Genomic DNA, 14,512 nt, shown 5'->3' on the forward strand with positions numbered 1-14,512 from the left:
GCTTGGGAAACGGTTTAGAGAGATTCATAGGGGCGAGAAATGAGAAAGCCCGGAGTTGCTCCGGGCTTTCTCTTACATCGTCTTTACCACGGAGTTACCGTGGAAGGGTTCTCGAAAGACGCGGGCCGTAACCAGCCATTGCCGCAGAGAACCTGCGCAAGTCACTTCTGGTAAGCAGCAACCGCTTTAGTGATCTCGGCGCGGGCAGCTTCGGCGTTGCCCCAGCCTTCGACCTTGACCCACTTGCCCTTCTCGAGATCCTTGTAGTTCTCGAAGAAGTGCTTGATCTGTTCCAGCAGCAGGGCCGGCAGGTCGGTGTATTCCTTGATGTCCACGTACAGCTGGGACAGCTTGTCATGGGGGACGGCGATCAGCTTGGCGTCGCCGCCGGCTTCGTCGGTCATGTGCAGGACGCCGACCGGACGGGCGCGGATCACGGCGCCGGGGGCGACGGGATACGGGGTCACGACCAGCACGTCCAGCGGGTCGCCGTCGTCAGCCAGGGTGTTGGGGATGTAGCCGTAGTTGGCCGGGTAGAACATCGGGGTGGCCATGAAGCGGTCGACGAACAGGCAGTCGCTGTCCTTGTCGATTTCGTATTTGATCGGCGCATGGTTGGCCGGGATTTCGATCGCGACGTAGATGTCGTTCGGCAGGTCTTTGCCAGCCGGGATCTTGCTGTAGCTCATGGTCGACTCCCTGGAATGGGCCAAAAAAAGTGGGCGGATTATATGCACATTCATTGGGCGGCGCCACGCCGTCGTGCTCATCCGTTGGTCGTGTCCCGATACTCCGGGTGTTCGGCGATCAGGCGGGCCAGGCGCGCGCCCGGGTCCTGCCGGTAGAAGGCCGCGAGCTGCGTGTAGACGGCGGGATAGGCGGCCTGCAGCAGGTCGGGGGCGCTGAAGAAGTACTCGCTGGTGACGGCGAAGAACTCGGCCGGGTCTTCCGCCGCGTAGGGGTCGATGGGCAGTTCGGCGTCCTCGTCTTCGTCGAGGGCCGCGTTCATCTGGTCGTAGGCGGCCTGCATGGCCTCGGCCCAGTCCGACTGGCGCATGTCGCGGTGCAGGGGCGGCAGGCCGTTGGCGTCGCCATTGAGCATGTCCAGCTTGTGGGCCAGCTCGTGGATCACCAGGTTGTAGCCCTCCCAGCCGCCGCTGGCCTGCACGCCGGGCCAGGCCAGCACCACCGGGCCGCGATGCCAGGCCTCGCCGCTGTGCTCGGCGTCCCACTCATGGACGACGCCGGCGTTGTCGCGGTGGCGCTGGGGGCTGAGGAAGTCGTCGGGGTAGATCACCAGCTCGTGGAAGCCCTGGTACCAGCCCAGCTCCGCCAGGTGCAGCAGCGGCAGCTGGGCCTGGGCGGCGAGGACGAGGCGGTCGCGGGGCTCGAGTTGCACGCCGCCCAGCAGGGTCAGGTGCTTGTCGTGGAGGAACAGCACGCTGCGCTCGCGCAGGCGCCGGTCTTCTTCGGCCGTGATGCCGTCGAGGATCGGCAGCGCCTGGCGGACTTCGGCCCAGAGCGCGTCGTCGACCGGGTTGCGCGCCAGGGTGCGGCGCCGGCGCCAGTTGCGCAGGGACCACATGGGCTCAGCTCGGGCGCTCGGCGTTGTCGCGAGCGGCGGCCGGGCGCAGATGGCGGTGCAGCACGCTGATGAACATGGGCAGCAGCGACAGCAGGATGATGGCGACCACGCCCACCGACAGGTTCTGCTTGATGAAGGGCACGTTGCCGAAGAAGTAGCCGAGGGTCACCAGGCCGCCGACCCAGAGCACGGTGCCGAAGGCACTGAAGGCGAAGAAGCGTGCGTAGGGCATGCGGCCGACGCCGGCGACGAAGGGCGCGAAGGTGCGCACGATGGGCAGGAAGCGCGCCAGGGTCACGGTCTTGCCGCCATGGCGGTCGTAGAACTCGTGGGTGCGCTGCAGGTAGTCGCGGCGGAAGATCTTCGAGTTCGGCTTGTTGAACAGCCGCTCGCCGGTGGTCCGCCCGATCAGGTAGTTGGTGCTGTCGCCGAGGATCGCCGCGAGCATCAGCAGGGCGCCCAGCAGGACCGGGTCCATGGCGCCGTTGGCGCACACCGCGCCGGCGATGAACAGCAGGGAGTCGCCGGGCAGGAAGGGCATGACCACCAGGCCCGTCTCACAGAAGATGACCAGGAAGAGGATGGCGTAGATCCAGGTTCCGTAGTTGCTGACCAACAGGTTCAGGTATTCGTCGAGGTGGAGGATCAGGTCGATCAGATTGAAATCCATGGGGCGCCTTGTCGGTTCTGCGGCGGCGGCTCGGAGGCCGGGCGAGCGGCATTATAGGGGCAAGCCAGGTGGGCGCGGCGAGCATCCGTCGTCGGCTTTTCCGGCACAAAGGCTGCAACTGTTTCCATTGTTTTCCGATGGAGGCGCGCGCCGTGGCATTGCAACTGCTGGAACATCCCGCCATCAGCCTGGCCCAGGGCCATGGGCTGGACCTGCCCGGGCAGGCCGCCCGCGCACGGGCCACCTGGGTCGCCGGTCGTCAGGGGCGCTCGCCGCTGCTACTGGTGATCCTGCTCTGGGCACGGCGCTGCCCCGATGTGGTGCGCACGCTCGAGCATCACCTCGATGCGCTGTTCGCCGACTACGCCTGCACGCCCGACGGCTGGAGCGAGACCCAGGCCGCGCGGCAGGTGCTGGCGGCACTCAACCTGCAGCTGTTCAAGCGCCGGAGTGCGGGCGAGGCGGCCCCCGAGCTGAGTGCCGGCCTGTTGTTGCTGCAGGATGGCCAGGCACACTTTCTCCAGGCCGGCGCCATCGGCCTGCTGCGCCTGCACAGGGACGGCCTGCACGGCCTGGTGGGGCGCGAAGGCGTGCTCGGTGCCCAGGCGGAGCTGGCGGTGGTGCAGCACAGCCTGCCGCTGGTCGCCCACGAGCCGTTGCTGCTGGCGCCCCAGCCGCTGCTGGAAGTGGCCGACCTGCAGCGCCTGCGCGAAGGCTGCATGAGCCTGGCTCCCGGTGGCCTCGGTGCCCTGCTGGAGCCCCTGCTAGGCGCCCCGGGGGCTGCGGCGCTGCTACTGCCCGGCGCCGCCGATTGCCTGCCGCCCCCTGCGCCCGGGGGCAGTTGGCCGAAGGTCGGGCACGCCGAGCCGGGTGGCGAGGTGGATGGCTGGACGCTCCAGGCCGCCTGTCCCTTCGGCCCGCCGGGGCGGCTGTTCCAGGCGCTCGACGAGGAGGGCCGGGAGGCGCTTCTCTGGCTGGCCGAGCGCGACGCCGACGAGGCCTTCTGGCAACGCGAGTGGGTGCTGCGGCGCAGCCCGGTGGCGAGCCTGCCCCAGGTGATCTCGCCCCATCGCCCACGGCGCCACGCCTTCCTGCTGTTCGCCCCGTTGCCGCGCGGCATGCGCAGCCTCGCCGACTGGATGGCGGCCCACGGGCCCCTGGATGGAGAGAGCCTGATGGCCCTGCTGGGGCAGCTGATCGAGGCGGTGCGTGCCCTGCAGCGCCGGGGCATGCAAGGATTGTGGCTGAGCCCGCGGCAGATCCTGGTCAGCGACGCGGGACGCCTGCTGCTGTTGCCCGAGTACGCGGCCATCCTCCCCGGTGTCGCGCGCCAGGCGGCGCCGGCCCAGGCCGTGCCCCTGGCACCCGAGCTGCGCCACGGGCGTGCGGTGGATGGCACGGCGGACCAGTTCGCCCTCGCCGCGCTGTGCTACTGGCTGCTCAGCGGGCAGTGGCCCGAGGTGGCGCGCCCCGAAGGCGGGCAGGCGAGCCGCTACGTGCCGCTGGCGAGTTTCAACGCGCAGTTGCCGACGGGCTGGGATGGTGTGCTGGCACGGGCGCTGGCGCCCCAGGCGCGGGCCCGTTTCGAGGCGTTGTCGGAGTTCCAGATGGCCCTGGAGCGGCCCCTGCAGCTGGCGCGTGCGCGGCCCGTCGAAGGGGCCTGGCCACGGCACCGGCGCCTGGCCCTGGCCGGGCTGCTGGCGGTGCCGCTGGTCATCGGCCTGTGGCTGGGCCTGGGCGCCTGACCGGCGCCCCGGGCGGGTGGATCAGTCTTCGTGGATCGGCAGGATGTAGTTGACGAACTCGCTGTCCTCGCGGAAGCCGATGGACTCGTAGACCTTCTTCGCCACTTCGTTGCCCGCGCTGGTGGAGACGCGCATGCGCACGGCGTTGGTTTCCTTGGCCATCTTCTTCGCGGTCTGCAGCAGGCGGTCGGCTACCAGCTGGCGACGGGCGTCCTCGGCGACATAGATGTCGTTGAGGATCCACACGCGCTTCAGCGACAGGGAGGAGAAGCTCGGGTAGAGCTGGCAGAAGCCCAGGATCTTGGTGTCGTCATCGTCGGCCAGGGCCAGGTAGATGATCGATTCCTTGCGGCTCAGGCGCTTCTCGAGGAACTTGCGCGAGGAGTCGGGGAAGGGCAGTTCGCCGTAGAACTCGCGGTATTTGACGAACAGCGGGTTCAGCAGGTCCAGGTGCTCCAGGGTGGCTTGGACGATGCGCATGGGTAGGCCTCGGCGTTGGTGGTTGGGGCTGGTAGGAATGCAGGTGCTATGCCAGTACCCGGTCGATGCTGCCTGAAAAATCCTGGAAAGCGCAATCCAAGCGAGCGTTTGAATCACACCGCGTCATGGGTTGAGCAAAAGCGCGGCCGGGCCGGTCCAAGCCTGCATCGTCGATGCCCAAGGGAGAGGACAGGTGCCCAACTGCTCGCTGGAACAGGCCGTGGATGAAGTGCTGCGCCGGATCGAGGGGCCCATCCGCCTCGGCATCCCCCTGGGGCTGGGCAAGCCCAACCGCTTCGTCAACGCGCTCTACCAGCGCATCAAGACGCTGCCGGAGCGCCAGCTGATCATCTACACCGCGCTGTCCCTGGCCAAGCCGCAGCCGGCCAGCGAACTGGAGCAGCGTTTCTCCGGCCCCTTCCTGCGTCGCCTCTATGGCGACTACATCGAGCTCGACTACCTCAGCGACCTGCGCTGCGGCGAGCTGCCGGCGCACATCCGCGTCGAGGAGTTCTACCTGCAGCCGGCCAGCCAGCTGGACAATCCCCAGGCCCAGCAGAGCTACGTCAGCCTCAACTACAGCCAGGTGGCCCGTGACCTGGACCGCAAGGGCCTGAACCTGGTGGCGCAGATGGTCGCCGCGCGGCCGCAGAGCCCCGGGCGCTTCAGCCTGAGCTGCAACCCCGACATCACCCTCGACCTGCTGCCGCGCCTGCGCCGTCGTCGCGCGGCGGGCGAGACCATCCTCGCCATCGCCCAGGTGCACGAGGCGCTTCCTTATATGCCGGGCGACGCCGAGCTCGACGCCGGCGAGTTCGACCTGGTGCTGGAGGCACCCGAGCGCAGCACCCTGTTTTCCACCCCCAACCTGCCGGTGAGCCTGCAGGACCACGCCATCGGCCTGCACGCCAGCGCCCTGGTGCGCGACGGCGGCACGCTGCAGGTGGGCATCGGCGCCATGGCCGACGGCCTGGCCGCCGCGCTGGTGGCGCGCCAGGGCGACAACGCCGGTTACCGCGCCGTGCTCGATGCCCTCGAAGTCCCGCAGCGCTGGGGCGGCCTGGTGGAGCGCGAAGGCGGCCTGGCGCCGTTCGCCCAGGGGCTCTACGCCAACAGCGAGATGTTCCTGCTGGGCCTGCTGGTGCTGCTGGAGGCCGGGGTGCTGCGCCGCCCCGTGTACCCCGATGTGCGCCTGCAGCGCCTGGCCAACGCCGGCGCACTGGACCCCCAGGGCACGCCGACCGACCTCGACGCGTTGTTCGATGAACTGCCGCGCGTGCTAGACGCCGATGGCCTCGCCTGGCTGCAGCGCCACGGCCTGCTCGATGAGGGCGTGCGCCTGGACGGCGACCACCTGCTGCTGGCCGATGGTCGCCGGCTCAGCGCCACGCTCGACGACGCCGCCACCCGCGCCGCCCTGGTCGAGCAGCTCGGCCAGGCGCGGGGCGGTGTGCTGATCCACGGCGGTTTCTTCCTCGGCCCCGAGGCCTTCTACCAGCGCCTGCGCGAGCTGGGCGAAGGGCCGCTGTCACGCATCGCCATGACCGCCATCAGCTACGTCAACCGCCTGCATGGCGACGAGGAGCTCAAGCGCCTGCAGCGTCGCGATGCGCGCTTCGTCAACAGTTGCTTCACCATCACCCTGCTGGGCGCCAGCGCTGCCGACCAGCTGGAGGATGGCCGCGTGCTCAGTGGCGTCGGCGGGCAGTACGACTTCGTCGCCCAGGCCCACGAGCTGGACGGCGCACGCTCGATCCTGATGCTGCGCAGCTGGCGCGAGTCCGGCGGCGAGGCCAGCTCCAACATCGTCTGGGAGTACGGCCACGCCACCATTCCCCGGCACCTGCGCGACCTGGTGGTGACCGAGTACGGCATCGCCGACCTGCGCGGCAAGAACGACGCCGAGGTGATCGGAGCGCTGCTGCGCATCGCCGATTCGCGCTTTCAGGACGGCCTGATCGCCGAGGCGCAGAAGGCCGGCAAGTTGCCCGCCGATTTCGTCCTCGACCCCCGCTACCGGCAGAACACGCCCTGGCGCCTGCTTGCGCTGCAGGCCGAGCATCCAAGGTTGTTCGCCGAATACCCGCTGGGCTGTGATTTCACCCCTGAGGAACAGGACCTGTTGCGGGCCCTGCGCTGGTTGAAGAGCAAGCTCAAGCTCAGCGAAATCCTCGAACTGGGCATGGCCACCCTGTTCGACCTGCCGGAGCCTGCGGACTACACCCGCCACTTGCAGCGCATGGACCTGCACGCGCCCAGCGGCCTGCGCGAGCAGCTCTACCAGAAGCTGGTGCTGGCCGGGCTCAAGGCCACGGCGCCGAACTGAGCCCTGCCTCAACCCTCCAGGCGCGCGCCCACGCCGAACAGCCAGACGCCCACCAGGGCGTCGCCCTGCTGCTCCAGGCGCAGCGGCGCGGTGCCGCCGGGCATGCGCACGCGCACCTCGCCGGCCGCCACCAGCCCGGCCTTCCAGGCGGCGCAGGCCACCGCGCAGGCGCTGCTGCCGGAAGACTCGGTCGCCCCTTCGCCGCGCTCGAACACCCGGGCCTCGAGGGCGCCATCCGCCGCCCGCGCCGCCCATTGCAGGTTGACCCCGGCGGGGCAGGGATCGCCTGCGCCGAGGGGCGCGGCATAGGCGATGCGCTCCAGCGCCGCGTGGGTGTCGGCGGCGCGTAGCCAGGGCATGGCCGGCAGCGCGGCGGGCTCGTCCAGCAGGGTCACGCAGTGGGGATTGCCGATGCGCACGAACTGGCTGCGGCACCACCCGGCGTTCACCTGCGCCAGGGCGTCGACGCGGTTCAGGGGGCGGCCGTGGAAATCGGCGGCGGCCAGGTGTTCGCCACCGGCCCCCACTGCCTCGGGACCGAATCCCGGTGCGCCCATCTGCAACCAGAATCCCGGGCGCCCGTCGCGCTCGGCGGGCTCGATCGGCGTGACCACCGGCGAGCCGCCGCCGGGCTTGTCGTGGTGTACATGCAGGACGAAGGCCTGGCCGGGCGCGACGTGGCCGTCGTCGAGCAGGGCCTGGGCGAAGAGGGTCATGCCGTTGCCGCTGCGTTCGGTCAGGCTGCCGTCGGTGTTGACGATGAGCAGGTCCCAGGGCGAGGCGTTGCCGAAGGGGCCGACCAGCAGCCCGTCCGAGCGATGGCCCTTGGCGCCTTCCGGACGCATGCCGTCGGGCCAGCCGCACAGGGCCTCGATGGCCGTGGCGCTCCATTTCTCGCGGGCCTGCGCCGCGTCGGCGGCTTCCTGCGGGATGGCGATGCCCAGGCGGCGCAGCGCATCGGGCGTGGTGACGACATAGCGGTTGCCGCGTGCATCGTAGAGGCGGGACATGAAGGTTCTCGGCGCGATTCGGTGCTGCGACTCTACCGGGACTGCCCGCTCCGCCGCCAAGTGATTCGCAAGGCCATCCCGGGGTTCAGTCTGACGTCGATGCGCCCTGCGGCCTGCGGCAATCCACCACAAGGACCGGCTTTCTCGTCGAGAATTTTCGGTGCTAGAGTCGCCGCCCATGAAAACCACCCGCCACGACCGCTCGTTGATCGCCTGGATGCTGTACGCCTGCGTCCTGTTCAACCTGCTCGCCTGCGGGATTCATCACGGCCAGGCGATGGGCCTCGAACTCAGCGGCCTCGGCGGTGCCTTCTGCTCGGCCACCGGCAGCGACGGTCCATCCATCGACGGTGACCAGCCCGGCTCGCCCGCGCAGCTCTCCAGCGCCGGCTTCAACTGCCCGATGGGCAACGCCGTCACCCTCGGCATCCTGTTCTTCCTCGGCCTGTTCTGGCTCCAGCGCCGCCGCAGCGCCCCGCGCCCGGCACGGGAAAGCCGGCCGCGCACGCCGCCCCGCCATTGCTGGCCCTCGGCCAACCCCCGCGCCTCTCCCTGCATCTGAATTCACACGCCTGAGCCTGCGGCCGTCCTGGTGACGCCGCCGACCCGACTTGCCCGTCGCGCCGACCGCGACGTGGCCACCGATTTCAGATCATGGAATGAACACGATGCACCTGCCTGCCAACCGCACCACCCGTTTCGCCTTCCAGCCCGATGCCGCCCGCCTGCGCTGGCGCCACGCCTTCGCCCTGGCCGCCGGCCTCGCCTTCGCCGCGGGCGCCGTCGCCCACGAACACGAGCACGAGCCGCCCGTGGCACCCGTCGTGCCCGCCTCCGACGTGATCGAGGTCAGCGCGACCGTCATCACCGCCGTGCAGCAGAGCTCGCCGCTGACCATCGTCACCGACCCGAAACAGGCCCGCCAGCCGGTGCCCGCCAGCGACGGCACCGACTACCTGAAGACCATTCCCGGCTTCGCCGCCATCCGCAACGGCGGCACCAACGGCGACCCGGTGCTGCGCGGGATGTTCGGCTCGCGCCTCAACCTGCGCACTAACGGCGGCCTGATGCTCGGCGCCTGCCCGGGGCGGATGGACGCGCCGAGCTCCTACATCTCCCCCGAGACCTTCGACAAGCTCACCGTGATCAAGGGCCCGCAGACCGTGCTCTGGGGCCCCGGCGCCTCCGCCGGCACCGTGCTCTTCGAGCGCGAGCCTGAGCGCTTCGGCGAACTCGGCAGCCGCCTCCATGCCAGCCTGCTGGCCGGCTCCAATGGCCGCTTCGACCGCGTGCTGGATGGCGCCGTGGGCAACGAGACCGGCTACCTGCGCGCCACCGGCAACCACTCCCAGTCCGACGACTACGAGGACGGCAACGGCGACACCGTGCCCTCGCGCTGGGACAAGTGGAACGGCGATGTGGCCATCGGCTGGACCCCGGACGCCGACACCCTCATCGAGCTCTCCGCCGGCCGTGGCAACGGCGAGTCCCGCTACGCCGGGCGCGGCATGGACGGCAGCCAGTTCCTGCGGGAAAGCCTCGGCCTGCGCTTCGAGCGCAGCAACCTGGGCGGTGTGCTCGACAAGCTGGAGGCGCAGGTCTACTACAACTACGCCGACCACGTGATGGACAACTTCCGCCTGCGCAACCCCGACCCCACCAGCTCGATGCCCATGCCGATGGCCTCGCAGGTGGACCGCCGCACCCTCGGCGCGCGCCTGGCCGCCACCTTCAAATGGACCGACGTGGAACTGGTGGCCGGCCTCGACGCCATGCGCAGCGAACACCGCAAGCGCGCCTCGCGCTACTCGATGATGACCGGCACCTTCACCGACGCCGACCAGTTCCCCCGTACCCGTGACGCGCTGATGCACAGCTACGGCGCCTTCGGCGAGCTGACCTGGTACGTGGAAGAGGGCGACCGCCTGGTGGCCGGGGCGCGCCTCGATCGCTCCGACGCCAAGGACTACCGCCGCACCCTGGGCATGATGGGCATGGCCAACCCGACCTTCGGCGAGACCCGCGCCGACACCCTGCCCAGCGGCTTCGCGCGTTACGAGCACGACCTGGACAGCGCCACCACCGTCTATGCCGGCCTCGGCCACGTGCAGCGCTTCCCCGACTACTGGGAGCTGTACTCGCCCAACCAGGGCCCGACCGGATCGCGCAATGCCTTCGATGGCGTGAAGCCGGAGAAGACCACCCAGCTCGACTTCGGCGTGCAGTACAGCGAGGGCGACCTGGAGGCCTGGGCGTCCGGCTACGTCGGCCAGGTGCGCGACTACATCCTCTTCACCTACACCCCGGGGATGATGGGCGACACCTCGCGGGCCGAGAACATCGACGCGCGCATCATGGGCGGCGAACTGGGCGCGGCCTACCGCCTGGATGGCAACTGGAAGACCGACGCCACCCTGGCCTACGCCTGGGGCAAGAACAGCTCCGACGGCCGCGCGCTGCCGCAGATGCCGCCGCTGGAGGCTCGCCTGGGCCTGACCTACGAGCGTGATGACTGGAGTGCCGGCGCCCTGTGGCGCGTGGCCGCCGCGCAGAACCGCGTGGCCGAAGGCCAGGGCAACGTGGTGGGGCAGGACTTCGGCAAGAGCGGCGGCTTCGCGGTCTTCTCCCTCAACGGTGCCTACCGCCTGAGCCGCGACATCAAGCTCAGCGCCGGGGTCGACAACCTCTTCGACAAGGCCTATGCCGAGCACCTCAACCTCGCGGGCGACGCCGGCTTCGGCTTCCCCGCCGAGCCCGATGCGATCAAGGAGCCCGGCCGAACCCTGTGGACCAAGGTGGACTTCAGCTTCTGATAGGCTGAGCGCCCCCGCGCCCGGCGCGGGGGCCTTCCTTCCACGGGAAATCAGCCATGCCGCGCGCCCTGCTCTGGACCACCCTCGTTGCCGTCCTGCTCTACCTGGCGCTTTGCGCCGCGCTCTTCGTGTTCCAGCGGGCGTTGCTCTACTTCCCCCAGCCCCGTGCCGTGCAGGCGCCGGAAAGCACCCTGGAGCTGCCGGTGGCCGAGGGGCGCCTGGTGGTCACCGTGCGCCCGCGCCCGGGTGCCGACGCGCTGCTGTATTTCGGCGGCAACGCCGAGGACGTGTCGATGAATCTGGAGCAACTGGCCGGGGCTTTCCCCGACCACGCGCTCTACCTCATGCACTACCCCGGTTACGGCGGCAGTTCCGGCGAGCCCGGCGAGGCGCTGATCCTGCATGACGCGCAGCGGCTGTTCGACCATATCCACGCCGAGCATCCGCGCGTGGCGGTAGTGGGGCGCAGCCTGGCTTCCGGGGTCGCCGTGCAGCTGGCCAGCCAGCGGCCGGTGAGCCGGCTGGTGCTGATCACGCCCTACGACAGCATCGAGAACGTCGCCGCCGGGCGCTTCCCCTGGGCACCGGTGCGCTGGCTGCTGAAGGATCGCTACCGCTCGGCGGATGTCGCCGGCGCGCTGCGGGTGCCGACGCTGCTGATGCTGGCTGGCGACGACCAGGTGATCCCGCGTGATAGCAGCGAGCGCCTGGCGGCGGCCTTCGCCCCTGGCATGGCGCGGCTGGAGGTGCTGGCCGGCGCGGGCCACAACGACATCTCCCTGCACCCGCGCTACCTGGCGTTGCTGGGCGAGGCCCTGCGCTGAGGCTCAGGCGTAGATGCTGATGCCGCCCTTGGCCTGCAGCCAGTCGCGGTAGGTCTCCAGCGAGCTGGTCTGCTTGTCGCCATTCACGCCGACGAAGGAGAAGGCGCCTTCGAGGCCCTTGTCGAGCAGCTTCTGCACCTGGGTCAGCATCTTGGCGGCGTCGTCGCGGTCCAGGGTCGAGACGTCCGGCAACTGCATCTGCGCGCCGTTGCCGCCGTTGAGGCCGGCCCGGGTCGCCGCGCTGGCGTTGCTCAGCACGTTGCTGGTGTTGCCGGCCATGGCGTTCATCAACCCGCCGCGCCCCTGGGCCACCAGGTTGGCGGCGAACTGGCGCAGTTCGGCGATGGGGTCGGCGGGCTTCTGCGGTGTCTTGTCCTCGGTGCCGGACGTGGAGCCGCTGGTGCCGGCGGTCGACGGCTTGGTGGCACTGGCGACGTAGGTGGCCAGCGGCGAGCTGTTGGAGATGATGGTCATGGCCTTTCCCTGGATGCAGAGGATGCGCGGCTTAGGTGCAGGGATCGGGCCATAAACGCAGAAGCCCCGTTGCAGAGGGCTTCCAGCCCGGCGTCCCGATGTGGGCACGGCGCCGCCTTGCCGTCGTGGGGCAAGGCCTTGCCGCCGGTTGGCCAGGGGCCAGCAACTGACGCCGCGGTGGCAAAGCCCTTATCATCGCGCCCCGTTATTCGCTTTCCCCGGACCATTCGGATGTTCTCTGCCGTCAAGCGCTACAAGTCGCTGCTCTCCGGAGCGCTGGCGCGTTATTTCCCCCGTACCACCGCCTACCTGCGCGAAGAGCGCGAGGCCGCGCAGGCCATGGCCGCCCAGGCGCAGAAGAAGCCTCGCGGGCGCAGCCGCAAGGGCGCCACCAGCACCCCCAAGGGTCGTGCGAGCGGCAAGAAGTCCGCGCCAAAGGAGCCGGGCGGGGCCGTCGCGGCAACCGCGCAAGCGCCCGACAACGGCATCTATGGCGGCATCCTGCGGCAGAGCGCCGGCGCGGCCGAGGCCATGCGCGAGAAGGTCACCGAGGCGGTGGCCGCCGGCGTGGTTGCCGCGCCCTCGGACGAACAGTGGGCGATGATCCTCGGCCGCGCGCCGGTCACCCGCATCTTCGCCGGTGCCGGCTCCGGCAAGTCCACCACCCTGGTGCTGCGCGTGGTGTTCATGCTCTGCCACCTGGGCATCGAGCCTGGCAGGCTCACCGTCATCTCCTTCACCAACGCCTCCTGCGCGCAGTTGCGCGACCAGTTGCAGCGGGTGCTCGGCTTCTGGGATTTCCCCCTCGACGCCGCCCAGGCACGCCAATGCGTGCGCACCTTCCACTCGGCCATGGGGGTACTGGCCAAGGCCGCCCTGGGCAACCCCGCCTGGTTCGAACAGCTGGACGACCGCGACCCCAGTGCCGAACCGGACAACCCCCTGGCCGCCGGCCGCCTGCGCCCGGCCCAGCAACGCCTGCTGGAGGAGGCCTACCAGGACTGCTACGCCGCCGATGCCTCCTTCCGCCAGCGGGTGCATCGCCTGCTCGGGCTGCCGGAGCCCGTGGAAGAGGAGGGCAGCACCATCGGCACGGCGCCCCGCGACCCGCTGCGCCTGGCCGGCGAACTGACCGCGCTGCCGCTGCCCGAGGCCTTCCATGGCCAGGCCGGGTTCATCGAAAGCATCGGCCTGCGCCTCGAGGCGCTGCAGCCGGAAAAGCTCAACTGCCCGCCCCAGGAGCGGCTCTTCATCGAGGCCCTGCAACCCTTCTGGGCGCGCTTCCAGGCGCTGCTGCGCGAGCGTGGCCTGATGACTTTCAACGACGCCTTCGCCGAACTCACTCGCCGCCTGGAGGCCGGCAGCGTCGATGCCGCGCTGCTGGAGCCGCTGACGCACCTGCTGATCGACGAGTTCCAGGACATCTCCCCGCAGATCGTCCAGTGGCTGCAGGCCGTGCACCGCCAGCTGGCGCGCTCGCGCCGGGCACCGAGCCTGATGGCCATCGGCGACGACTGGCAGTCCATCTACGGCTGGCGTGGCAGCTCCCCGGAACTGTTCATGGACTTCGATCGACACTTCCCCGGCAAGGGCAAGGCGAAGAAGAGCAAGGTGCTGCTGCTGGAAACCAACTACCGCTCCATCGATGCGGTGGTGCGCGATGGCGAGGCGGTGCTCGGCGGCGTCGCCTTCAAGCAGGAGAAGACCAGTCGTGCGGTGAAGCTCGCCCAGCCGGACGATGGCGTGCGCCTGGTGCAGGGTTTCGAGCTGGCCGCCGGCCTGGCGGACCTGATCGCCGACATCCAGGCCCAGTGCCGGCATGTCGAGGAGCGGGGCAGCGGCGAGCGTACCGCCGTGCTCCTGCTCGGCCGGCGCAACGAGGTGCTGCGCAGCATCCAGGCGCAGCTCGACCCGGCGCTGCCGGTGAAGGCCTACAGCATCCACCGCGCCAAGGGCCTGCAGGCGGAGGTGGCGGTGATCGTCGACGACTGCCTGCCCACCGAGGCGCACCCGCTGCGCAATGCCCTCTATGCGCGCTGCGGTTTCTTCCGCAACAGCTACGACCAGGCCATGCGCGACGAGAGCCTGCGCCTGGCCTACGTCGCCATCACCCGTGGCGTCAGTCGCGTCATCTGGTACTGCCGCAGGGCCCAGGGCGCCACTGCCGTGCTGGCCGGGCGCGGCCGCTGAACCGCTGAACCTGTAGGAGCGAGCTCTGCTCGCGAAGCGCCTGGCGGCGCTCATGCTCGCGCATGGGTGTGGGGCTTTTGTAGGGGCGACTTCAGTCGCCAAGCGGTGCGCAGCGCCGCCTCTCTTGCGGGCGCGAATTCATTCGCGATCGGAGTCCCGGACTGAAGTCCGGGCTACGGGCTCGCGAAGTGCTTGGCGGCGGGGTCAGTCAACACCCCATTGGTGGATGAAAAGAGCGTCATCCACCCTACACAACGGTCATGCTCGTGCACGGGCATGGCGCCCTCGTGGGAGCGAATTCATTCGCGATCGGAGCTCCCCGGACTGTCGTTGAAAATCTTGTCACACCGGTACAACCACGCCCCTTGCGGTACGCCGGGGGAGGCTTGCTATCG

General features: G+C 69.7%; 12 protein-coding genes. 6 read left to right on the forward strand and 6 right to left on the reverse strand.

What is annotated here, in order from left to right:
- Positions 1 to 161: 161 nt before the first annotated feature.
- The 3 genes from ppa to WFQ67_RS06785 form a co-directional block, all read right to left on the reverse strand.
- Positions 162 to 689, reverse strand: coding sequence for an inorganic diphosphatase (ppa, locus tag WFQ67_RS06775; protein ID WP_173180098.1), 528 nt, complete (start codon positions 687 to 689; stop codon positions 162 to 164).
- Positions 690 to 766: 77 nt separating this feature from the next.
- Positions 767 to 1,585 carry a zinc-dependent peptidase gene (locus WFQ67_RS06780; protein WP_213628322.1) on the reverse strand — a complete coding sequence of 273 codons (819 nt, stop codon included), beginning with the start codon at positions 1,583 to 1,585 and terminating at the stop codon, positions 767 to 769.
- A gap of 4 nt (positions 1,586 to 1,589) precedes the next feature.
- Positions 1,590 to 2,255 (reverse strand): DedA family protein, encoded by a 666-nt coding sequence (locus tag WFQ67_RS06785; RefSeq protein ID WP_173180102.1) that lies wholly within the window; start codon positions 2,253 to 2,255, stop codon positions 1,590 to 1,592.
- Positions 2,256 to 2,407: 152 nt separating this feature from the next.
- Here WFQ67_RS06785 and WFQ67_RS06790 point away from each other — a divergent pair, with 152 nt between their 5' ends.
- Positions 2,408 to 4,000, forward strand: a complete 1,593-nt coding sequence (locus WFQ67_RS06790) for a protein kinase (RefSeq protein ID WP_337056443.1) — start codon at positions 2,408 to 2,410, stop codon at positions 3,998 to 4,000.
- A 21-nt stretch (positions 4,001 to 4,021) separates the two neighbouring features.
- Here the strand turns inward: WFQ67_RS06790 and WFQ67_RS06795 are convergent, their stop codons facing one another.
- Entirely contained in the window at positions 4,022 to 4,480 is a 459-nt protein-coding gene (locus WFQ67_RS06795; protein WP_111260722.1) for a GNAT family N-acetyltransferase, read from the reverse strand.
- A 193-nt stretch (positions 4,481 to 4,673) separates the two neighbouring features.
- On the opposite strand from WFQ67_RS06795, the gene WFQ67_RS06800 reads away from it, so the two are divergent.
- The gene (locus tag WFQ67_RS06800) at positions 4,674 to 6,806 is read left to right on the forward strand and encodes an acetyl-CoA hydrolase/transferase C-terminal domain-containing protein (protein ID WP_337056444.1); all 2,133 of its coding nucleotides are present in this window, start codon (positions 4,674 to 4,676) and stop codon (positions 6,804 to 6,806) included.
- Positions 6,807 to 6,814: 8 nt separating this feature from the next.
- Here the strand turns inward: WFQ67_RS06800 and WFQ67_RS06805 are convergent, their stop codons facing one another.
- On the reverse strand, positions 6,815 to 7,816 hold the full coding sequence (locus WFQ67_RS06805) for a diaminopimelate epimerase (RefSeq protein WP_337056445.1): 1,002 nt from the start codon (positions 7,814 to 7,816) through the stop codon (positions 6,815 to 6,817).
- Positions 7,817 to 7,994: 178 nt separating this feature from the next.
- On the opposite strand from WFQ67_RS06805, the gene WFQ67_RS06810 reads away from it, so the two are divergent.
- From WFQ67_RS06810 to WFQ67_RS06820, 3 genes are all read left to right on the forward strand, one after another.
- On the forward strand, positions 7,995 to 8,378 hold the full coding sequence (locus WFQ67_RS06810) for a DUF2946 domain-containing protein (RefSeq protein ID WP_337056446.1): 384 nt from the start codon (positions 7,995 to 7,997) through the stop codon (positions 8,376 to 8,378).
- A 97-nt stretch (positions 8,379 to 8,475) separates the two neighbouring features.
- The gene (locus WFQ67_RS06815; RefSeq protein ID WP_442969578.1) at positions 8,476 to 10,629 is read left to right on the forward strand and encodes a TonB-dependent copper receptor; all 2,154 of its coding nucleotides are present in this window, start codon (positions 8,476 to 8,478) and stop codon (positions 10,627 to 10,629) included.
- 56 nt (positions 10,630 to 10,685) lie between these two features.
- Complete coding sequence (locus WFQ67_RS06820) at positions 10,686 to 11,453, forward strand: alpha/beta hydrolase (protein WP_337056448.1); 768 nt, start codon at positions 10,686 to 10,688, stop codon at positions 11,451 to 11,453.
- A 3-nt stretch (positions 11,454 to 11,456) separates the two neighbouring features.
- Here WFQ67_RS06820 and WFQ67_RS06825 read toward each other — a convergent pair whose 3' ends face one another.
- Positions 11,457 to 11,927 carry a hypothetical protein gene (locus WFQ67_RS06825; RefSeq protein WP_337056449.1) on the reverse strand — a complete coding sequence of 157 codons (471 nt, stop codon included), beginning with the start codon at positions 11,925 to 11,927 and terminating at the stop codon, positions 11,457 to 11,459.
- Positions 11,928 to 12,158: 231 nt separating this feature from the next.
- Here WFQ67_RS06825 and WFQ67_RS06830 point away from each other — a divergent pair, with 231 nt between their 5' ends.
- Positions 12,159 to 14,117, forward strand: a complete 1,959-nt coding sequence (locus tag WFQ67_RS06830) for a UvrD-helicase domain-containing protein (protein ID WP_337056450.1) — start codon at positions 12,159 to 12,161, stop codon at positions 14,115 to 14,117.
- Positions 14,118 to 14,512 lie beyond the last annotated feature (395 nt).

Origin of the sequence: Pseudomonas sp. USHLN015, from assembly GCF_037153275.1 — a bacterium.
In the GTDB taxonomy this organism is placed as follows: Bacteria; Pseudomonadota; Gammaproteobacteria; order Pseudomonadales; family Pseudomonadaceae; genus Metapseudomonas; species Metapseudomonas tohonis.